This is a genomic window from Streptomyces sp. NPDC008317 (genome assembly GCF_042955955.1).
GTDB lineage: Bacteria > Actinomycetota > Actinomycetes > Streptomycetales > Streptomycetaceae > Actinacidiphila.
In genome coordinates this window covers 638,492-659,155 of record NZ_JBIBFQ010000001.1, presented here as the reverse complement: position 1 = coordinate 659,155, position 20,664 = coordinate 638,492, and the positions used below count along the sequence as shown (strand labels likewise).

Annotated in this window: 18 protein-coding genes; 12 read left to right on the top strand and 6 right to left on the bottom strand. The window is 71.7% G+C overall.

Going from position 1 to position 20,664, the window contains the following annotated elements; translation table 11 throughout:
• The first annotated feature begins 13 nt into the window (after positions 1–13).
• The 4 genes from efeB to ACFY9V_RS02700 all read left to right on the top strand — a co-directional run bounded on the left by efeB (position 14) and on the right by ACFY9V_RS02700 (position 5,261).
• Entirely contained in the window at positions 14–1,330 is a 1,317-nt protein-coding gene (efeB, locus tag ACFY9V_RS02715) for an iron uptake transporter deferrochelatase/peroxidase subunit (protein WP_391159563.1), read from the top strand.
• Positions 1,331–1,409: 79 nt separating this feature from the next.
• The gene (pheA, locus tag ACFY9V_RS02710; protein WP_355336599.1) at positions 1,410–2,339 is read left to right on the top strand and encodes a prephenate dehydratase; all 930 of its coding nucleotides are present in this window, start codon (positions 1,410–1,412) and stop codon (positions 2,337–2,339) included.
• A 643-nt stretch (positions 2,340–2,982) separates the two neighbouring features.
• A complete protein-coding gene (serS, locus tag ACFY9V_RS02705) occupies positions 2,983–4,269 on the top strand; it encodes a serine--tRNA ligase (RefSeq protein ID WP_355336600.1) in 1,287 nt (428 codons plus the stop codon).
• A gap of 206 nt (positions 4,270–4,475) precedes the next feature.
• On the top strand, positions 4,476–5,261 hold the full coding sequence (locus ACFY9V_RS02700; protein WP_391043506.1) for an HAD-IIB family hydrolase: 786 nt from the start codon (positions 4,476–4,478) through the stop codon (positions 5,259–5,261).
• Positions 5,262–5,371: 110 nt separating this feature from the next.
• On the opposite strand, the gene ACFY9V_RS02695 is transcribed toward ACFY9V_RS02700, so the two are convergent.
• The 5 genes from ACFY9V_RS02695 to ACFY9V_RS02675 form a co-directional block, all read right to left on the bottom strand.
• Positions 5,372–6,052 (bottom strand): rhomboid-like protein, encoded by a 681-nt coding sequence (locus ACFY9V_RS02695; protein ID WP_391158912.1) that lies wholly within the window; start codon positions 6,050–6,052, stop codon positions 5,372–5,374.
• Between the two features lie 198 nt (positions 6,053–6,250).
• Positions 6,251–6,970 (bottom strand): ABC transporter permease subunit, encoded by a 720-nt coding sequence (locus tag ACFY9V_RS02690; protein WP_355336760.1) that lies wholly within the window; start codon positions 6,968–6,970, stop codon positions 6,251–6,253.
• Positions 6,971–7,052: 82 nt separating this feature from the next.
• Positions 7,053–7,970, bottom strand: a complete 918-nt coding sequence (locus ACFY9V_RS02685; RefSeq protein WP_355336602.1) for an ABC transporter ATP-binding protein — start codon at positions 7,968–7,970, stop codon at positions 7,053–7,055.
• On the bottom strand, positions 7,967–8,890 hold the full coding sequence (locus ACFY9V_RS02680; protein WP_391159562.1) for an ABC-2 transporter permease: 924 nt from the start codon (positions 8,888–8,890) through the stop codon (positions 7,967–7,969). The genes ACFY9V_RS02685 and ACFY9V_RS02680 overlap by 4 nt, the downstream gene beginning before the upstream one ends.
• A gap of 4 nt (positions 8,891–8,894) precedes the next feature.
• Positions 8,895–9,986, bottom strand: coding sequence for an ATP-binding cassette domain-containing protein (locus tag ACFY9V_RS02675; RefSeq protein WP_391159560.1), 1,092 nt, complete (start codon positions 9,984–9,986; stop codon positions 8,895–8,897).
• Between the two features lie 226 nt (positions 9,987–10,212).
• Here ACFY9V_RS02675 and ACFY9V_RS02670 point away from each other — a divergent pair, with 226 nt between their 5' ends.
• From ACFY9V_RS02670 to ACFY9V_RS02655, 4 genes are all read left to right on the top strand, one after another.
• The gene (locus ACFY9V_RS02670; RefSeq protein ID WP_391158909.1) at positions 10,213–11,259 is read left to right on the top strand and encodes a M24 family metallopeptidase; all 1,047 of its coding nucleotides are present in this window, start codon (positions 10,213–10,215) and stop codon (positions 11,257–11,259) included.
• Positions 11,256–13,172: an SDR family oxidoreductase gene (locus tag ACFY9V_RS02665; protein ID WP_391158907.1), complete on the top strand. Its 1,917-nt coding sequence runs from the start codon at positions 11,256–11,258 to the stop codon at positions 13,170–13,172. Before ACFY9V_RS02670 ends, ACFY9V_RS02665 begins: the two co-directional genes overlap by 4 nt.
• A 90-nt stretch (positions 13,173–13,262) precedes the next feature.
• On the top strand, positions 13,263–14,156 hold the full coding sequence (locus ACFY9V_RS02660) for a metal-dependent hydrolase (RefSeq protein ID WP_391158904.1): 894 nt from the start codon (positions 13,263–13,265) through the stop codon (positions 14,154–14,156).
• A 28-nt stretch (positions 14,157–14,184) separates the two neighbouring features.
• Positions 14,185–15,135: a MerR family transcriptional regulator gene (locus ACFY9V_RS02655; protein WP_391158902.1), complete on the top strand. Its 951-nt coding sequence runs from the start codon at positions 14,185–14,187 to the stop codon at positions 15,133–15,135.
• A gap of 32 nt (positions 15,136–15,167) precedes the next feature.
• Here ACFY9V_RS02655 and ACFY9V_RS02650 read toward each other — a convergent pair whose 3' ends face one another.
• Positions 15,168–16,064, bottom strand: a complete 897-nt coding sequence (locus ACFY9V_RS02650) for an LLM class flavin-dependent oxidoreductase (RefSeq protein WP_391158900.1) — start codon at positions 16,062–16,064, stop codon at positions 15,168–15,170.
• A gap of 537 nt (positions 16,065–16,601) precedes the next feature.
• Here ACFY9V_RS02650 and ACFY9V_RS02645 point away from each other — a divergent pair.
• The 4 genes from ACFY9V_RS02645 (at position 16,602) to ACFY9V_RS02630 (ending at position 20,656) form a co-directional block, all read left to right on the top strand.
• The gene (locus ACFY9V_RS02645) at positions 16,602–17,363 is read left to right on the top strand and encodes an ABC transporter permease subunit (RefSeq protein ID WP_391159559.1); all 762 of its coding nucleotides are present in this window, start codon (positions 16,602–16,604) and stop codon (positions 17,361–17,363) included.
• A gap of 185 nt (positions 17,364–17,548) precedes the next feature.
• Positions 17,549–18,628: an ABC transporter substrate-binding protein gene (locus tag ACFY9V_RS02640; RefSeq protein WP_355336612.1), complete on the top strand. Its 1,080-nt coding sequence runs from the start codon at positions 17,549–17,551 to the stop codon at positions 18,626–18,628.
• A 151-nt stretch (positions 18,629–18,779) separates the two neighbouring features.
• Complete coding sequence (locus tag ACFY9V_RS02635) at positions 18,780–19,535, top strand: ATP-binding cassette domain-containing protein (protein WP_391043497.1); 756 nt, start codon at positions 18,780–18,782, stop codon at positions 19,533–19,535.
• A gap of 248 nt (positions 19,536–19,783) precedes the next feature.
• Positions 19,784–20,656, top strand: coding sequence for a TauD/TfdA family dioxygenase (locus ACFY9V_RS02630; RefSeq protein WP_391159557.1), 873 nt, complete (start codon positions 19,784–19,786; stop codon positions 20,654–20,656).
• The last annotated feature ends 8 nt before the right edge of the window (positions 20,657–20,664 follow it).

Below are 20,664 nucleotides of genomic sequence, written 5' to 3'. Positions count from 1 at the left end.
GCCCGCGGAGTCCGTGCGGACCGAGGACGCGGCCCCCGCCGGGCTCAGCAGGCGGCGGCTGCTCGCTACGGCCGGGGCCGCGGGCGCGGCCGGACTGGTCGTCGGCGGCGGTGCCGGTGCGGGCGTCGCGCGGGCCGTGCGGGACGAACCGGTCGCGCTGAACACGGTCGGTTCCGCGTACGTCCCCTTCGAGGGCGCGCGGCAGGCGGGAATCGTCGGGCCCGCGCAGGCCGTCGGCCACCTCGTCGCCTTCGACCTGGTACCGGGCGCGGACCGCAAGGCCGCCGCCGCGCTGCTGCGCCGCTGGTCGGACGCGGTACGGACGATGACGCGACCGGGAACGACGATGACGCGGCCGGGGACGCGGAGCGGGACCTCGCCGGGGGGCCGGGACGCGCTGCCCTCGTCGTACGACGATCAGATCGCGTACGACGCCGGGCCGTCCTCGCTGACGGTCACCTTCGGTTTCGGCCGGACCTTCTTCGGCCGTACGGGGCTGACCGGGCGGTTGCCCGGGGCGCTGGCGCCGCTGCCGGACTTCGCGGGCGACGCCCTCGACCCGAAGCGGAGCAACGGCGATCTGTGGGTGCAGATCGGCGCGGACGACGCGTTGGTCGCCTTCCACGCGCTGCGCGTGCTCCAGAAGGCGGCGCGGGACACCGCCGGGGTGCGCTGGCAGATGAACGGGTTCAACCGGACGCCGGGCGCGACCGCGCACCCGATGACCGGGCGCAATCTGATGGGCCAGATCGACGGGACCAACAATCCGAAGCCGACCGACGCCGATTTCGATCAGCGGATCTTCGTACCGGCGGGCGGCTCCGCCGACTCCGGCTCCCCGGCCTGGATGGCGGGCGGTTCGTACGCCGTCGTCCGCCGCATCCGGATGCTGCTGGACTCCTGGGACCATCTGTCGGTGGCCCGGCAGGAGAAGGTGATCGGCCGCCGCAAGTCGGACGGGGCGCCGCTGTCGGGCGGCACCGAGACCACGCCGGTCGACCTGGCGAAGGTCGGCGCGGACGGCGCCCTGGCCATCGCGGGCGACGCGCACGTCCGGGTCGCGGCCCCGGCCTCCAACGGCGGCGCCGCCATGCTGCGGCGGGCGTTCTCGTACCACGACGGCATCGGGACGGACGGGACTCCGGACGCCGGGCTGCTCTTCGTGGCCTGGCAGGCCGATCCGCTCAAGGGTTTCGTGCCGGTGCAGCGCAAGCTGGACGGCGGCGACGGCCTGTCGCGCTTCCTGCGGCACGAGGCGAGCGGACTCTTCGCGGTGCCGGGCGGCTGCGGGCCCGGAGAATACGTGGGTCAGCGGCTGCTCGAAGAGTGATCGCACGATCTGGTGGCGGTGTTCCGGGCTGATGAACAGACCGGCATTCCGGGTCGGTGCGGGCCATTAGGCTGAACGCATGTCGCCAGCGAGCCGTTATACCTATCTGGGTCCCGAAGGCACGTTCACCGAGGCCGCGCTGCGGCTGCTGCCCGAGGCCGCCACGCGCGAGCTGGTACCGATGGTGTCGGTGCCCGCGGCGCTCGACGCGGTGCGCAACGGCGAGGCGGGCGGTGCGCTGGTCCCGATCGAGAACTCCGTCGAGGGCGGCATCACCGCCACGCTCGACGAGCTGGCGTTCGGCGACCCGCTGATGATCTACCGCGAGGTGCTGCTGCCGATCGCCTTCGCGCTGCTGGTCAGGCCGGGCACCGCGTTGTCCGACGTGAAGACGGTGACCGGGCACCCGGCCGCGCAGTCTCAGGTGCGCAACTGGCTGTCGGGCAATCTGCCCGACGCGGTGTGGGAGTCGGCCGCGTCGAACGCGGACGGCGCGCGGCTGGTGCAGGAGGGCCGCTTCGACGGCGCCTTCGCGGGCGAGTTCGCGGCGCCGACGTACGGTCTCGAACCGCTGGCCACCGACATCCGCGACGCGCAGAACGCGACGACGCGCTTCGTGCTCGTCGGGCGTCCGGCGCGGCTGGCGGCGCCGACCGGCGCGGACAAGACGTCGGCGGTGTTCTGGCTGCGCGACGACCACCCCGGCGCGCTGCTCGAACTCCTCCAGGAGTTCGCGATCCGCGGGGTGAACCTGATGCGGATCGAGTCCCGGCCGACCGGTCGCGGCCTCGGTCAGTACTGCTTCTCGGTGGACGCCGAGGGTCACCTCACGGACCGCCGGGTCGGCGAGACGCTGATGGGGCTGCGCCGCCGCTGCCTGAACGTCCGCTTCCTCGGTTCGTACCCCCGGGCCGACGAGGTCGAGGTGCGGGTGGCGCGGGGAACGACGGACTCGGAGTTCACGGACGCGGCGGACTGGCTGAACCGGGCGCTGGACGGGCGGGCCTGAGGCGGGCGCTGGACGGGCGGCCCTGAGGCGGGCGGGCCTGAACCGGGCGGCACTGAACCGGGCAGGGCGTGTTCTTCCACCGTGGGGAAAAGTTATCCACAGGCTTCGAGCGCAGCCTGTGGGTAACTGGGGACATGTCGACACAGCAACCCGACCTAGTCGACAAATCTGTACACAGACACCATCGCTGTCCACAGCGGGGCAGGTCACCCCTCGTCACCCCAATTCCCCCGACCAACTCTCCCGAGGGAACACTTCTCACTCGAAAGTGAGTGTGGAACGGGTTTGAAGGGGGAATCCATAGCCGAGCATCGAGCCCGGCCGAAAGATCTCCCTCCTTCTCCACAGATCTTCCCCACACCCTGTGGACAAAGAATGGAAATCCCCAGCAGCCTGTGGATAACTTTCGGCCGGACGGCCCCCGAGAGGCCCGCGAAGGCCCCGCCGGAGCCCCGGCGGCGATGATCAACTCCGGTTCTCCACAGGCGCGATGACCCGGGGGAGGGACGCGGCGAATTTGGTTGACCGTCCCCCCTTTCTCCCCTTTACGGAATTTCCTCGCTTTACCCCCGAAGCGGACAAAGCACACCATAAAGTCCGTAAGTTGTCGCGGCCGATGCCCGCTCCCCGGTAACCTGGTCGCGTGATTGACCTTCGTCTGCTTCGTGAGGACCCCGACCGTGTGCGCGCCTCGCAGCGCGCCCGTGGAGAGGACGTCGCGCTCGTCGACTCCCTCCTCTCCGCCGACGAGCGGCGCAGGTCGTCCAGTACCCGCTTCGACGAGCTGCGCGCCGAGCAGAAGCAGCTCGGCAAGCTGATCCCGAAGGCGCAGGGCGAGGAGAAGGCCGAGCTGCTCAAGCGGACCGGCGAGCTGTCGGCCGCCGTCAAGGCCGCGGACGCCGAGCAGCACGAGGCGGCGGAAGAGGCCCAGCGGCTCCTGCTCCAGCTCGGCAACCTCGTCCACCCGGACGCGCCGATCGGCGGCGAGGAGGACTTCGTCGTCCTCGAACAGCACGGCGCGCCGCGCGACTTCGCAGCCGAGGGCTTCACCCCCAAGGACCACCTGGAGCTGGGCGAACTGCTCGGCGCCATCGACGTCGACCGCGGTGCCAAGGTGTCCGGCTCGCGCTTCTACTACCTGACCGGTGTCGGCGCCCTGCTCGAACTGGCCCTGGTCAACGCGGCCGTCGCGCAGGCCACCGCCGCCGGTTTCACGCCCGTCCTGACCCCGACCCTGGTCAAGCCGTCCGCGATGGCGGGCACCGGTTACCTCGGCCAGGTCGAGGACGACGTCTACTACCTGGAGAAGGACGACCTGTACCTGGTCGGCACCTCCGAGGTCCCGCTCGCCGCGTACCACATGGACGAGATCATCGACGCGGGCAAGCTGCCGCTGCGCTACGCCGGTTTCTCGCCCTGCTACCGGCGCGAGGCGGGCTCGTACGGCAAGGACACCCGCGGCATCATCCGCGTCCACCAGTTCGACAAGGTGGAGATGTTCGTCTACACCACGCCGGAGGACGCGGAGGCCGAGCACCAGCGACTGCTGGCCTGGGAGAAGCAGTGGTTGTCCGCGCTCGAGCTGCCGTTCCAGGTGATCGAGCTGGCCTCGGGCGACCTGGGCTCCTCGGCGTCGCGGAAGTTCGACTGCGAGGCGTGGATCCCGACGCAGGGCAAGTACCGCGAGCTGACCTCGACGTCGAACACGACCGAGTACCAGTCCCGCCGCCTGTCGATCCGGCTGCGTGACGAGAAGGGCACCCGGCCGCTGGCCACGCTGAACGGCACGCTGTGCGCGGTGCCGCGGACGATCGTGGCGATCCTGGAGAACCACCAGCTCGCGGACGGTTCCGTACGGGTGCCGGAAGTGCTGCGGCCGTACCTGGGCGGCCGGGAGCTGTTGGAGCCCGTCACGTCCAGCGCCAAGTGAGCGAGTCGGAGGCCGGGGCCCTCGCCGGTACGGGACCGGGTGCGGGTGCCGCGGACGGAGCCGAAGCCGTGACCGGCGCCGAAGCCGTGACCGGAGCCGGAACCGTCACCGGAGCCGCGGACAGAGCCACGGACAGGGCCACGGACAGGGCCGCGCACAGGGCCCCGGCCGCCGACGCGACCGACCCGGCGCGGATTCCGTACCGGATGGTCGCCACCGACCTGGACGGGACGCTGCTGCGCGGCGACAACACCGTCTCGCGGGTGACGAGGGACGCGCTCGCCGCGACGGTGGCGGCGGGCGCGGTGCACATCATCGTCACCGGCCGCTCGGTGCCGTGGACCCGGCACGTACTGGACGACCTCGGGTACGAGGGCCTGGCGGTCTGCGGCCAGGGCGCGCAGCTCTACGACGCGGGCGCGCACCGGCTGCTGACCTCGGTCACCCTCGACCGGCAGCTCGCCGGGCTCGCGCTGGCCAAGATCGAGGCCGAGGTGGGCCCGCTGTTCCTCGCGGCCAGCCGCGACGGCCTGGCCGGCGACGTCCTGATCGGCGAGGGGTACCGGTACAACCCCGAGCTGCCGGTCATCCTCATGTCCGACCCGGCCGAGCTGTGGTCCGCGCCCATCAACAAGCTGTACATACAGCACCCGGAGCTGGGGGACGACGGTCTGGCGCGGGCCGCCCGCGAGGTGGCCGGTGACCTGGTGGGCGTGACGATGGCGGGCGAGGGCATCGTGGAGCTGCTGCCGCTCGGCCTCACCAAGGCGACCGGGCTCTCGCTGGCCGCGCGGCGGCTCGGCGTGACGGCCGCCGAGACGATCGCCTTCGGTGACATGCCCAACGACCTGCCGATGTTCGCCTGGGCGGGGTACGGCGTGGCGATGGCCAACGCCCACCCGGAGCTGCGGCGGGTCGCCGACGAGGTGACGCTGTCGAACGACGAGGACGGCATCGCGGTGGTGCTGGAACGGCTCTTCGGGCCGTTCTGAACGGCCCGGCCGGGTGTGCCGGGGGTGCGCAGGAGGCCGGGGCGGGGCTGAAACGTGTCGGGGCGGGGTGGGGGCTGGGTCGCGGCTGGGTCGCGGCTGGGTCGCGGCGCTCAGGCGGTCTTCTCGCGGGCGCGCCCCGGCGGCGTGATCGCGTAACAGCTCAGGCCGATCAGCGCGGCCGTGAAGTGGCCGAGGTCGGTGTAGGTCGCGTCGCCGAGCAGCGGATAGCCGAAGAAGCCCAGCACGCCGAGGAGATATCCCCAGCGCCAGGGGCGCGGCACCAGATACGTGAGGACGCCGACGATGCCCGCGAGGCCGTAGCTGACCCCGATGTCCACGGTGTGCGCGAGGGAGCGCGGCAGCCGCTGGTCCCTGATGCCGAACATGACGGCCTTCTCGCTGACGAGCGTCGCGCCGATGTGCGCGGTCGCGACGACGACCAGCCAGCGCCAGGTGCCGAGCCAACGTTCGGCCGGGGCGTGGATCAGCTCGAAGAGGAAGAAGTAGAGGACGAGGCCCGAGGGCGTCTCTATCCACAGGGCGCTGGCGAACAGCACCCGCAGCGGGTGCTGCCGCAGCTGGACCAGGTTGGTGCTGACGTGGTGCAGCAGATACGAGCGGACGTGCGGCGACACGACGGCGACGATGCCGCTGGTGATGATCAGGATCAGCAGCCAGATGTGGGTGCCGGGCGAGGCACGTATCCACTGCGCGGCGAAGCGCCGCGCGTCACTCGGGGTGACGCGGCGGCGCTCGCGGGCGGCGGTGGAGGACTCGTGAGCCGGGGCCATCGCGACCAGTCTTCACCGATCACAGCCGGGCTGCGACTCGCTCCCTTCCATTGACACCGCATTCACAGCTTGCGCCGCCGTCACACCGTGTTCCCGTTCCCGCGGGTGGTCTTTTCCCCGCCGGTGCCTCGGCCCCGGCCCCTTCCCTGCCGGTGCCTCGGCCCCGGTCCCTTCCCTGCGGGTGACGTACCCCGGTCCCTACTCCTCACCCGCGAGCTTGAGGGTGCGCAGCTTGTGTCCGGCGAACCAGGTGGTGCCGACGGTGACCACCGCGAGCAGCACGATCGCCGTCGGCAGACCGACGTCGGAGCTGACGATGCCGCCGTGGCCCAGCTTCTGCGCGACCGCGAGCGACCACTGCTGGACGCTGAGGGTCCTGGCGCCCGGCACCACATTGCCGATGACGGACTCCCAGACCAGGGCGTAGACCAGGCCGACGATCACCGCGTGCCGGGTGAGGACGCCCAGCATCAGGAAGATCGCCGCGTAGGCGACGGACGCGACGGCGGCGGCGACCCCGAAGGCGACCGCGACGTTCTGCCCGTTGCCGTTGAGGATGAATCCGGCGAGCAGGGTGGGGATGGCGGAGAAGGCGGCGACGACGCCTATCGCCACGATGAGCTTGGTGGACACGATCGTGGACCGTCTGATCGGCTTGGCCAGCAGGTAGACGATCGCGCCGTCGTCGATCTCCGGACCGATGGCGCCGGTGCCGGCGATGACGCCGACCAGCGGGACCATCGCGCTGAGCGCGAAGCCCTGGAGGATGTCGTTGGCGGTGGAGTCGTCCGCGCCGGTCAGCGCGCGGACCGCGACGGAGATGATCAGCAGCAGCATCGGCAGCGCGAAGAGCAGCAGGGCGCGGCGGCGGCCGAGCAGCGCGCGGTAGGTGAGCCGGGCCACGGTGGGGTGGAACACGGCGGGCCCTGAGCGGGCGGGGGCCGCGGCCCTGCCGCTCGGCGGCGCGGGGGTCTGTGTGGCGGACATCTGTGTCGGCTCCTTATGCCGTGACCAGGTAGGAGAAGACGCTCTCCAGGGACTCGTCGGACGGCGAGACGGTGAAGAGCCGGATGCCGTGGTCGCGGGCGATCCGGGGCAGGAATTCGGTGAATCCGGCGAAGTCGATGGCCTGGACGCGCAGCGCCTTCTCCGACCAGTCCAGCTCGATCGCGGCGGTGGACGCGTGCGCGATCAGCACGGACGCGAGCAGCCGGTCGTCGCTCGACCGTACGAGATAGCGGTGCGGGCGGTCGGTCATCAGGCGGCGGATCTTGCGGAAGTCGCCGGAGGCCGCGTGGCGCCCCGCCACCACGACCTCGATGTGGTGGGCGAGCTGCTCGACCTCCTCCAGGATGTGCGAGGAGAACAGGACGGTCCTGCCCTCGGCGCCCATCCGCCGCAGCAGCTCCATCAGGTGCAGCCGCTGCCGGGGGTCCATGCCGTTGAACGGCTCGTCGAGCAGCAGCACCGACGGGTCGTGGACCAGCGCGGACGCCATCTTGGCGCGCTGCCGCATGCCCTTGCTGTACGTGTCGATCTGCCGGTCCTGGGCGTACTCCATCTCGACCGTGGCCAGCGCCCGCCGGGCGGCGGCGTCCGGGTCGGGCAGGCCGTGCAGCTCCGCGTTGGCGACCACGAACTCGCGGGCGGTGAGGAAGTCGTACATCGCCTCGCGCTCGGGCACGATGCCGATCTCGCGGTACGACTGCTCATTGCGCCAGATGGGCGTCCCGTCGAGGGTGACGGCGCCGGTGGAAGGGGCCAGGAAGCCCGCCATCATGTTGATGAGGGTGGATTTTCCGGCGCCGTTGGGGCCGAGCAGGCCGGTGACACCGGGGCCGATCGTCATGGTGATGTCGTTGACCGCCACCACGTTGCCGAACCAGCGCGAGACGTTGTCGATGCTGATCGTCGTCACGAGAGACCGACCTTCTGGTAGCGGCGCATCAGGAGGCCGAAGCTGCCGGTGATGATGGTGAGGACGGCCAGGAGGTAGACGATGCCGGCCAGCGCGTCCGGCGGTCCCGAGGCGTGCGGGAAGGCCGAGCTCGCGCCGAGGAACCAGGTCTGGAAGCCGTCGATCAGCGTGATCGGCGAGAAGAGGCCGAGCCAGCCGATCACCTCGTAGTTCTCCTGCACGGAGGCGACGCCCTGGACGCTGGAGACCGCGCCGTAGGTGATGACGAACACCGCGATGATCGCGGCGACGCCGAAGCCGCGGCGCGGGGTGATGGCGGCGATGACGAGCGCGATGCCCGCGAAGAGCAGCGACAGCAGGAGTACGGACACCAGACCCTTCGCGAACCCGGCGGTCTGGGTGCCGAAGCTGAGCTTCGCCAGCAGCGCGCCGACGTAGAGGATGAGCAGGGGCAGCGCGGTCAGCAGGAACAGCGCCGTGGCGAGCGCCGCGTATTTGGCGGCCACGTAGTCGACGCGCTCGATGGGCCGCGAGAAGTACAGCGGCGTGGTCTTGAACCGCAGGTCGCGGGAGACCGACTGCGGGGCCTGCGAGGCGACGAAGAGGGTGATGACCGCCTGGAGGATCACCGCGTAGCGGGTGTAGTCGACCGGCAGCTTCGTCATGTTGGTGAAGATCGCGACCGCCACCATGATCAGCGCGGGCGCGCACATCGCGGCGAGCAGGATCATCGGCAGCACCTTGGACTTCGCGCTGCGGCCGAGGCCGTACGCGCCGCGCAGGCTCTGGCTGAAGAGGGAGCGCCGGGCGTAGGCGCGGCCGAGGCGCGGGCCGGTGTACTTGCGGTAACCGATGTTGTGGATGACGTCGGGGGCGGTGCCGGTGCCCGGGGGGCCGGGGTTCGGCGTGCCGGGCGTCACCGTGTCAGGCTGCGTCACGGCCTTCTCCTTCCTTGGTCAGGGTCGCGGTGTCCGGGGTGTTCGGGGTGCTCTTGCCGGGCGAAGTGCTCTTGCCGGGCGGGGTGCTCTTGTCGTGCGAAGTGCTCTTGTCGGGCCGGGTGCCGGGGTCGTGCGGGGGGTCGGGGTCCGGGCGGTCGGGGTCGTCCGGGTCGTCGTACGTCAGGTCCTCGTCGTCCGTGAACAGCTCGGCGATGCGGTGGCGGCGCTGCTCCATGCGCACCAGGCCGACCCCGAGAGCGGCGACGGCGTCGCGGACGGTGTCGTACGTCGCGTCGTCCGCTATGTCGACGTGCAGCAGGTGGCCCTTGGTCTGGGCGGTGAGCCCGGCGCCGGTCAGCGCGGCCAGCAGCTCCTTCTCACGGTCGGTGACCTCGACCGCGAGCGACGCCGTGGCCTGCGTGAAGTCGCTGGTGGAGGAGGCGCGCAGCAGTGTGCCGCCGTCGATGACGACGATGTGGTCGCTGGTGCGCTCCAGCTCGCCGAGCAGGTGCGAGGTGACCAGCACCGAGATGCCGAAGTCGGTGTGCACGCGGCGGATCAGGCCCAGCATCTCGTCGCGGCCCGCCGGGTCGAGGCCGTTGGTCGGCTCGTCGAGCAGGACGAGCTGCGGGTCGTGGACCAGCGCCTGCGCGAGCTTGACGCGCTGCTTCATGCCCGTCGAGTAGCCGCCCATCGGGCGGTACCGCTCCTCGTAGAGGCCGACGTGGCGCAGCGTGTCGGCGGTCCGCTCGCGCGCGGCGGTCGGCGGCAGCCCCGACATCCGGGCCATGTGGACGACGAATTCGGTCGCCGAGACGTCGGGCGGCAGGCAGTCGTGCTCGGGCATGTAGCCGACGAGGCCGCGGATCTCGGCGCCGTTGGTGGCCACGTCGAGTCCGAGCACGGCGGCACGACCCTCGGTCGCCGGGGACAGTCCCAGCAGGATCTTGATCAGGGTCGATTTCCCGGCGCCGTTGGCACCCACCAGCCCGGTCACACCGGGGGTGATGTCGACGGTCAGCCGGTCAAGAGCGGTCACCCTCGGGTACCGCTTGCTCAGGCTTTCGGTAGCGATCACAGTCACGTGTCCGACCGTAGTGGCGGGCGCCACGCTCCCGCGTCCGTCCCGAGGATCGGATCCGCCGCGATCGGGGTACTCCTGCGGGCTGACCACCCGTAGGGGTCGGGGGGTTTCGGGGAGTTATCCACAGGGGGTCGCGGGGCTCTTGACCCTGCCACGAGCCGATGTCACATTGATTGCTGTCAGCTTTCGAATGTCGGCGCGGGGTCTGGGGTGAGCGGCCATGGGCGAGGGGTGGGACGGCGGGCGCGACGGGTGTGACGCGCGCGGTCGACGCGACGGGGTCGGTGGACACGACGGGCTCGACGGGCTCGGTGGACACGATCGGCTCACCGAACTCGACGGGCGCGGTGAGGTCGACCGGCGCGACGGGTTCCGTGAGGTCGACGGGCTCGACGGGTTCCGTGAGGTGCAGCGGCTGGCGTACGCGTGCGCGGAGGCGGTCGCGGCGGAGCTGCGGCCGGGGATGACCGAGCGGGACGCGGCGCACGCGATGCGGGTGTGGGCGCGGGAGCGCGGGGTCCGCGACTGGTTCCATCTGCCCTTCGCCTGGTTCGGCGACCGTACGGCCTTCACCGGCTTCAAGGTGCCGCTCCAGTTCTTCCCGACCGGGCGGCGGCTCGAACCCGGCATGCCGTTCATCCTCGACCTGGCCCCTGTATACGCGGGCTGTACCGCCGACGTCGGCTACTCCGGTTCGCTCGGCCCCAATCCGGTGCAGGAACGGCTGATGGCGGATCTGCGCGAGCACCGCGAGCTGATCCTGCGCGGGGTGCGCGAGCGGCGCCCGCTGCGCACCGTCTACCAGGACGTCGACCGGCTGATGGTCAGGCAGGGGTACGCCAACCGGCATCGCGCGTATCCCTTCGGCGTGATCGCCCACAAGGTCGACCGGGTGCGCGAGCGCCGCTGGTCGCCGCGGATCGCCGGATTCGGCACGCGGAGCCTGAAGGGCCTGGCCTCCGACGCGCTGCACGGACACCGCGAGGGCTGGTCACCGCTGTGGAGTCCGCACCGCATGTCCGACCACCCCCCATACCCCGGTCTGTGGGCGGTGGAGCCACATGTGGGATTCCGCGGCACCGGCGCGAAGTTCGAGGAGATCCTCGTGGTCACGGAGACCGGCGCCTACTGGCTGGACGACGACCTCCCGCACGTCAGGCGCTGGCGGGAGACGGACGCGGACACGAGGACGGGATCGATGTCGAGGTCACGGATGGGGACGGGCACGGAATCGAGTTCGGGGACGGGGACGGGGGTGGCGGCATGACGCGGGACCAGTGGGAAGAGCGGGACGACCGGGACGAGGGCGCGGGTCCGGGCGAGGGCGGCGAGAGCCCGGGCGAAGCGGTACGGGACGGGGAGGTGCGGGACGGGGCGGCCGACGCGGCGGCGCGGGAGCGGTTCGTGACCGGGGGCGGCGGCGTACGGCTGTGCGTCGCCGAGTACGGGGACGCGGCGCTGCCGACGGTGGTGCTGGTGCATGGCTACCCGGACAGCAAAGAGGTGTGGTCGGAGGTGGCCGGGCTGCTCGCCGACCGCTTCCACGTGGTGCTCTACGACGTGCGCGGGCACGGCAGGTCGAGCGCCCCGGCGCGGCTCAAGGGCGGCTTCACGCTGGAGAAGCTCACCGAGGACTTCCTGGCGGTGGCGGACGCGGTCAGCCCGGACCGCCCGGTGCACCTGGTCGGGCACGACTGGGGTTCGGTGCAGGGCTGGGAATTCGTCACGGTCGGCGGGACCGAGGGCCGGATCTCCTCCTTCACCTCGATCTCGGGCCCGTCGCTCGACCACTTCGGCCACTGGATCAAGCGCCGGGTGCGCCGCCCCACCCCGCGCCGGGTCGCCCAAGTGCTCGGCCAGGGGGCCAAGTCCTGGTACGTGTACGCGCTGCACACCCCGGTGCTGCCGGAGCTGGCCTGGCGCGGAGCGCTCGGCAAGCAGTGGCCCAAGCTGCTCTCCCGCGCCGAGAAGCTGCCGTCCGACGGCTACCCGACCGCCTCGCTCCCCGAGGACGCGGCGCACGGCGCCTGGCTGTACCGGGACAACGTCCGCCGCAGGCTGGGCAGTCCGCGCACCGACGCGTACGCCCACGTCCCCGTGCAGCTCATCACGCCGACCGGCGACGCCTTCTTGTCGCAGCGGCTCTACGACGACCTGGAGCAGTGGGTGCCCCGGCTGACCCGGCGCACCGTGGCCGCCAAGCACTGGGTGCCGCGCTCCCGGCCCGAGCAACTGTCGCGCTGGATCGGCGAGTTCGTCACGGCGCACGAGTACGGCGGCCCCGCCGTCCCGGCCGCGACCTCGACCGTCACCGGGGCGGGCGGGACGGTGCTCGGGAAGGCGGAGACCGGCGCCAAGGAGCGGTTCGGCGGCCAACTGGTGCTGGTCACCGGCGCGGCCAGCGGCATCGGCCGGGCCACCGCCTTCGCCTTCGCGGAGGCGGGTGCCCGGATCGTCGCGGTGGACCGGGACGCGGAAGGCGCCGCCAGAACCGCCGAGTTGGCCCGGCTGATCGGCGCGCCCGACGCGTGGCCAGAGACCGTCGACGTGTCGGACGCCGAGGCGATGGAGGAACTGGCCGAGCGCACGGCCGGCCTCCACGGCGTCCCCGACGTGGTGGTGAACAACGCGGGGATCGGTCTGGCGGGCGCCTTCCTCGACACCACCCCCGAGGACTGGAAGCAGGTGCTCGACGTCAATCTGTGGGGCGTCATCCACGGCTGCCGCCTATTCGGCCGGCAGATGGTGGAGCGCGGCCAGGGCGGTCACATCGTCAACACCGCGTCGGCCGCCGCCTTCCAGCCGTCCCGCTCCCTGCCCGCGTACAGCACGTCGAAGGCGGCGGTGCTGATGCTCAGCGAGTGCCTGCGGGCTGAGTTGGCGCCGCACGGCATCGGGGTGAGCGCGATCTGCCCGGGGCTGGTCAACACGCCCATCACCCGCAGCGCGCGGTTCGCGGGGGTCGGCGAGGAGGAGCAGGAGCGGCGCAGGGCGCGGTCCGCCCGGCTCTACGGGCTGCGCAACTACCCGCCGGAGAAGGTCGCCCGCGCGATCGTCCGGGCGGTGGAGCGCAACTCCGCGGTCGTCCCGGTCACGCCGGAGGCCCGCGGGGCGCGGCTGCTGTCCCGGCTCTCCCCCAAGACGCTGCGGGCGCTGGCCCGCGTGGACCCGCCGCTGTAGGCCCGCCGCCGGCTCACCACCGGCACCCTGCTGGCAGCACCGATCCCCACGCCGACACCGCCGATCTTCTCCGAAGGAGGACGCACCGCCATGAGTTACGCGATCAAGCCGCGCCGGGTCACGTTCGACTGGAAGCAGACCCCTCTGCACTGGATTCCGGGCGAGCCGACCGCGACGCACGTCATCAATGTGCTGCATCTGCTGCTGCCCGCGGGGGAGCGGTGGTTCGTGAAGGTGTTCAAGGAGGCGCTCCCCTACGTCAGCGACGAGCAACTACTCAAGGACGTCAAGGGGTTCATGGGCCAGGAGGCCACCCACAGCGTGCAGCACGCGTATGTACTGGAGCACCTGGCCGAGCAGAATCTCGACACCAGCGGCTACACCAAGCACGTGGAGTGGATGTTCGACGTGCTGCTCGGCGAGAAGCCGCCGTGGGGCGCGCCGGTCACCCGGCGCGAGTGGCTGCGGTTCCGGCTGTCGCTGATCGCGGCGATCGAGCACTTCACCGCCGTCCTCGGCGACTGGATCCTGGACGCCGACGCGCTGGACGAGGTGGACACCGACGAGGTGATGCTGGACCTGTTGCGCTGGCACGGCGCGGAGGAGGTCGAGCACCGGGCGGTCGCGTTCGACATGTACCAGCACGTCGGCGGGGGCGGCGCGGGGCGGTATCTGCGGCGCGCGGAGGGCATGGCGTTCGCGTGGCCGACGCTGTTCTATCTGTGGGTGGTCGGGGCCCGCTACCTGATGCGGCACGACCCGGGGCTGGTCAAGGGCAAGTACCGGTTCAGGAACCACCGCGCCGCCGCCCGCCGCGGCCTGCTGCCGTCCTGGGCCGCGCTCAACGGGGCGATGCCCAGGTACCTGCGCCGGTCGTACCATCCGTCACAGGAGGGGTCGCTGAGCAAGGCCGTCGAGTATCTGGCCATGTCCCCCGCGGCCAGGGCCAGCGAAAGACCGGCGGGCCGCACCGCGGCCTCCTGACCACCGAGGAGTACGGAGGAGTGTGGGCGTGACCACCGCCGCCGAGCAGCGCGCGTACCGGATCGAGGACCTGTCCCATCTGAGCGGGACGACGGTCCGTACGATCCGCGCCTACACCGACCGCGGGCTGCTCCCGAAGCCGGAGCGCCGCGGCCGGGCCAATGTGTACGACGACACGCATCTGGCCCGGCTGCGGCAGATCGCCGATCTCCTGGAGCGCGGCTACACGCTGGCCAGCATCAAGGAGCTGCTGGCGGCGTGGGACGCGGGCACCGGCCTCGGCGGAGTGCTCGGCCTGGTCGGGGAGGTGGACCGGCCGTGGTCGGACGAGACGCCCGCGCGTATCAGCCTGGCCGAGCTGATCGAGGCGTTCGGCGGGACGGCGGATCTGACGGCCGTCGAGGAGGGCCTGCAACTGGGCATCCTGGAGCCGGTGCCGGGCAGCGACGAGGAATTCCTCGTACCGAGCCCCCAGGAGCTGGCGGTCGCCGCGGAGCTGCACGCCGCCGGTGTGCCGCTGCCCGCGATCACCGGCCACCTGCGGGAGCTGCGGGTCCAGGTCGAGCACATCTCGGAGCGGTTCCTGGAGTTCACCACGGAGTACGTCTTCGAGCGGTTCCTGCGCCACCCGCCGACCGACGAGGAAGCCGAGGAGGCGGCGGCCCTGGTCCGGCGGCTGCGCCCGCTGGCCCAGCAGACCGTGGACGCGGAGCTGGCACGCGCCATGCGGATGCTCGCCACCGAGCACGTACGCCGTCACCTCGGCGACGCCGTGCTCCCCGCGCCGCCGCCGCGCCCGGCCGCCGAGCCGCCCTCGCACGTCCCGGTGCCCCTCCCGGCGGCCACGGTCGCCGCGGTCCGGGAGCTGGTCGGGCCCGACCACGTACCGGAGTTCGTGACGGCCGCCGCCGACCGGGAGATCGCGGCCCGCCGCATGGACGCCCTGACCGACCGGCGCCCCGACGACCCGGCGCGCTGACGACCTTGCACACTGACCACCCGGCGCGCGGATCAGGCCAGTTGGGCGGGGGCCTCCAGGGCGATCCGCTCGAAGGCGGCGGGGTCGGTGTCGAAGTCGCTGTCGGGGATGGGCCAGTGGATGACCATCTCGTCGATTCCGGCCTCCGCGTGGCGGCCGGCGAAGTCCACGAAGGCGTCCACCGACTCCAGCGGGCGCCCCTGGTCAGGGGTGAAGCCGATCAGCATCACCTTCGGCACCTTCAGCACGTCCCGCCCGGCCTGCGCGCACGCCGCGCCCAGCCGTTCCACCTGCCCGCGTACCGCCGCCAGCGACTCCTCCGGCGTCCCCGTCTCGTACAGCGCCGGGTCCCCCGTCGTCACCCACGCCTGCCCGTACCGCGCGGCCAGCCGCATCCCCCGCGGTCCCGTCGCCGCCACCGCGAACGGAATCCTCGGCCGCTGCACACACCCCGGAATCGTCCGCGCCTCGTGCGCCGAGTAGAACTCCCCCTCGTACGACACCTGGCCGTTCGTCAACAGCCGGTCCAGCAGCCGTACGAACTCCCCGAACCGGTCCGCCCGCTCCCGCGGCGACCACGGCTCCTGCCCCAGCGCCGTCGCGTCGAACCCGCTCCCCCCGGCACCGATCCCCAGCGTCACCCGCCCCTCGCTCACGTCGTCGAGCGTCATCAAGTCCTTGGCGAGCGTGACCGGGTGCCGGAAATTCGGCGACGTCACCAGGGTGCCCAGGCGCATCCGGCCGGTGACCGCGGCGGCGGCGGTCAGCGTCGGCACCGCGCCGTACCACGGCTTGTCCCGGAAGCTCCGCCAGGAAAGATGGTCATACGTATAGGCGGTCCCGAACCCCAGGTCCTCGGCCCGCCGCCACACCTCCCGCCCCTCGGCGGCCCAGCGGTAGATCGGCAGAATCACAACACTCAGACGCATGGGCCCGACGATACGCGGGGCGCCGGGCGCCGTCCGTAGTGGCGGAACGGGCGCGTCAGGAGGGGCGGGGGCGGAGGGGTTTGTACCAGAGGGTGGACGGACTCTTGGTGCGGGGACGGGTCTGCTGTACAAATATGACCCATGAATCACGATCTTTTGGTGCGACGCCTGGTCATCGACCTGTGCCGACGCCCGGTTTCGTGTTGTCGCTGATCACGCGTCTCTGACGCCGCCCGCCGTTCGGTCCTCGACCCGGCGCGGCCCCTTTCCCGAACTTCGTTGAGCCCACCCCGTCGTGGGGCGTTCGGCTCTGCCCTTTTCCCCTTCTGCTCTCGCTCGGGGACAGTCGCCGCTGTCGCTTGACGTCGACCGCGCCTGCCCTGGCACCCCCATGGAGGCAGTCCGTTGTCCGCCACCTCACGCCTGCCAGAAGCCGGTCCCGCCGCGATATCCGACGAGCCGACCGATCCGGCCGAGCCGCCGGGGCGCGGCCGTCCTCGCGCGAAGGGCGTCTGGGCGCGCGTACGCCGTCTCGCGCTGCCGCTCGGCTCGCTCCTGCTCTTCCTCGTGCTGTGGCAACTGCTGGCGGCGAGCGGGAAGTGGAGCGAGACGCTGGTGCCGCCCCCGGCCAAGGTGTGGGACGCGTTCATCGACGTGTCCACGACGCACGACGGGGTGCGGGGCTACAACGGCACCACTCTCGTCGACCACTTGGCCATCAGCCTGCGCCGCATTGCGATCGGCGGCGGTATCGGCATCGCCCTCGGAGTGCTGTTCGGCCTGCTCATGGGCACGGTCGGCTGGGTGCGCTCGCTGTTCGAACCCTGGATCACCTTCCTGCGGACGCTGCCGCCGCTGGCGTACTTCTCCCTGCTGATCATCTGGCTGGGCATCAACGAGGAACCGAAGATCACCCTGCTGGCCATCGCCGCCTTCCCGCCCGTGGCGGTGTCGACCACCGCGGCCGTCGCCGCCGCGCCGCGCGGCCTTGTCGAAGCGGCCCACGCGCTCGGCGGGTCGCGGTGGGACGTCATGCGGGACGTCATCGCCCCGTCGGCGCTGCCGGAGATCCTCACCGGCGTCCGGCTGGCGGTCGGGGTCACGTACTCCTCCCTCGTCGCCGCCGAGCTGGTCAACGGGCTGCCCGGCATCGGCGGCATGGTCAAGGACGCCGCCAACTACAACAACACGCCGGTGGTGCTCGTCGGCATCTTCACCATCGGCGTCTCGGGACTCGTCATCGACGGTCTGCTGCTGTGGCTGGAGCGCAGCGTCGTGCCGTGGCGCGGCCGTTCCTAGTTCCCGGCCGACCGCCCGCCCCCCGTCCGTGGCCCGGTCCCTCGCGGCCCGCAGCGAGCAGCCCGCGACTCCGGGCCCCCGTAACCCGCAACCCGCAACCCGCAACCCGCAACCCGCAACCCGCAACCGGTACCCCGTACGCCCTTCGCCCCGCCCGTCCCCTCCTCGCACAGAAACGGCTCCCCATGTCTGCCTGGAAGCACCGAGTTCCCGTCGGCACCGCCGCCCAAGGACCCTCGCGCCGCCTGCTGCTCGGCGGTGCGCTGGCCGCCGCGGCCTCCGTCGCCCTCACCGCCTGCGGCTCGGACGGCGGCAGCTCGTCCGGCGGTTCCAAGCGGCTGCGCATCGGCTACTTCGCCTTCCCCAGCGGCGACTTGCTCGTGAAGAACCACAAGCTGCTGGAGAAGGCGCTGCCGGACTACAAGATCACCTGGATCAAGTTCGACTCGGGCGCCAGCGTCAACCAGGCGTTCCTGGGCAAGTCCCTCGACATCGGCGCCCTCGGCTCCAGCCCCTTCGCGCGCGGGATCTCCGGCTCCTCGCCGATCCCGTACAAGGCCGCGTTCATCCTCGATGTCGCGGGCGAGAACGAGGCGTTGGTGGCCCGCAAGAGCACCGGCATATCCGATGTGGCCGGTCTCAAGGGGAAGACGGTCGCGACGCCGTTCGCCTCCACCTCGCACTACAGCCTGCTGGCGGCGCTGGACGCGGCGGGCCTCAAGGCGTCGGACGTCAAGCTCGTCGACCTCCAGCCGCAGGCGATCCTCGCCGCGTGGCAGCGGGGGGACATCGACGCCGCGTATGTGTGGCTGCCGACCCTGGACGAACTGCGCAAGACCGGAACGCAGTTGATCAGCAGCAAGGAGATCAGCGCGGGCGGCAAGCCGACGCTGGACCTGGCCGTGGTCTCGGACGCGCTGATCGCCAAGGACCCGCACGCGATCGACGTGTGGCGCAAGGCGCAGGCGCAGGCGCTCGGGCTGCTCAAGTCCGACCCCGAGGGCACGGTCAAGGCCGTCTCCGCCGAGCTGAACATCAGCGCGGACGACGCCAGGAAGCAGCTCGCGCAGGGCGTGTTCCTCACCCCCGACGAGGTCGCCTCCGCCGCGTGGCTGGGTACGGAGGGGCAGCCGGGCAAGCTCGCGACGTATCTCACCGGCACCGCCCGGTTCCTGGCCGACCAGAAGCAGATCGACGCCGCGCCGTCCGAGGACGTCGTCGGCAAGGCGCTGTATCTGAAGGGGCTGCCCGATGTCCTCAAGTGAGACGGCGAGCGGGACCGTTGGCCGGACGGCCGACAAGACCACCGGGCCCGAGGCTGCCGCGGCTGCCGACACCACCCGCTCCGACACCAACCGTGCCGACACCACCCGCTCCGACACCAACCGTGCCGACGCCACACCCGCCGCCGGGGTCATCGCGCTCGACCGCGTCACCCACCGGTACGGCAAGGGCGAGGAGGCGGTCACCGCCGTGGGACCGGTCGATCTGACCGTGCCCGCGGGCGAGTTCCTGGTGCTCGTCGGCGCGTCCGGCTGCGGCAAGAGCACGCTGCTGCGGCTGATCGCCGGATTCGAGCGGCCCGCCCACGGCTCGGTACGGGTGTCGGGCGTCGAGCCGCTGCCCGGCAAGGCGGCCGGCGTGGTGTTCCAGCAGCCCCGGCTCTTCCCGTGGCGCACGGTGAAGGGCAACATCGACCTGGCCCTGCGCTACGCCGGGGTCGACCGGGACCAGTGGCCCCGGCGCCGTGCGGAACTGCTCGCGCGCGTCGGCCTGGAGGGCACCGAGAAGCGGCGGATCTGGGAGATCTCCGGCGGCCAGCAGCAGCGCGTCGCCATCGCCCGCGCCCTGGCCGCCGACCACCCGCTGTTCCTGTTGGACGAGCCGTTCGCGGCGCTCGACGCGCTGACCCGCGAACGGCTCCAGGAGGACGTACGCCTGGTGACCGCGCAGACCGGGCGGACCACCGTCTTCGTCACGCACTCGGCGGACGAGGCGGTCTTCCTCGGCACCCGCATCGTGGTGCTGACCAAGGGGCCGGGCACCGTGGCCCTCGACCTGCCGATCCCGCTGCCGCGCGGCGACATCGACGCCGACGCGCTGCGCGACAGCGAGGAATTCGCCGAGCTGCGCGCCCGGGTCGCGCACACCGTGAAGGCCGCGGCGGCCTGATCCCTGGTCCCCGGTCCTCACGACCTCTCCGTCCACGACACCCGCGCTCCGTATCGACGACATCCGCGACATCCGCGACACCCGCGACACCCACACCATCCGCGACAGAGGAGGAACCACAGGTGAGCATCACCAGCGAGCAGCCCGCCGTAACCGACGCCGACCGTCCGACGACGTCGTCAAGGCCGTCCCCGTCGTCAACGCCGTCCCCGTCGCCGAGGGCGACCGCGTCGTCAACGGCGTCCCGTCTGCCGATCACCCCGCTCGGCCCGCGCTTCGGCGCGGAGATCCACGGCATCGACCTCGGCCGGCTGGACGACGACCAGGTCACCGCGATCAGGGCGGCCCTCGTGGAGCACAAGGTGCTCTTCGTCCGGGGCCAGGACATCGACGACGCGGCGCAGATCGAGTTCGGCCGCCGCCTGGGCGAGGTCACCACCGGGCACCCGATCCACGACTCCGGCGACGTGGCCCCCGAGGTGTACGCCGTCGACAGCCAGGACAACGGCTTCGCGGACGTCTGGCACACGGACGTGACGTTCGTACGGCGCCCGCCGGCGATCTCCGTACTGCGCGCGGTGCTGCTGCCGCCCAACGGCGGCGACACGACATGGGCCGACAGCCAGCTCGCCTACGAGTCGCTGTCGCCGGGGCTGCGGGCGTGGGCCGACTCGCTGACGGCGGTGCACGACGGCACCCGCGAGTTCGGGTACTACCTGGCCCAGCGCAGGAAGGGCCGCGGGAACGTGTGGGAGGGAGAGGAGTACACCGAGCTGAAGCCGGTGGAGCACCCCGTGGTGCGGGTGCACCCCGAGAGCGGGCGCAAGGGGCTCTTCGTCAACCCGGGCTTCACCTCGCACGTCCTCGGGGTGTCGGACCACGAGAGCCGGGGGCTGCTCGACATCCTCTACGCCCACCTCACCAAGCCCGAGCACCTCGTACGCCACCGGTGGAGCGCCGGTGACGTGGCCCTGTGGGACAACCGCAGCACCGCGCACTACGCCAACCGCGACTACGGCGACCAGCACCGCGTCATGCACCGCATCACGTTGAGCGGGGACACGCCGGTCGGCCCCGTGGGAGGAGCAGGAGCAGGAACCGGAGCCGGAGCCGTGGGCTGACGGGCGGC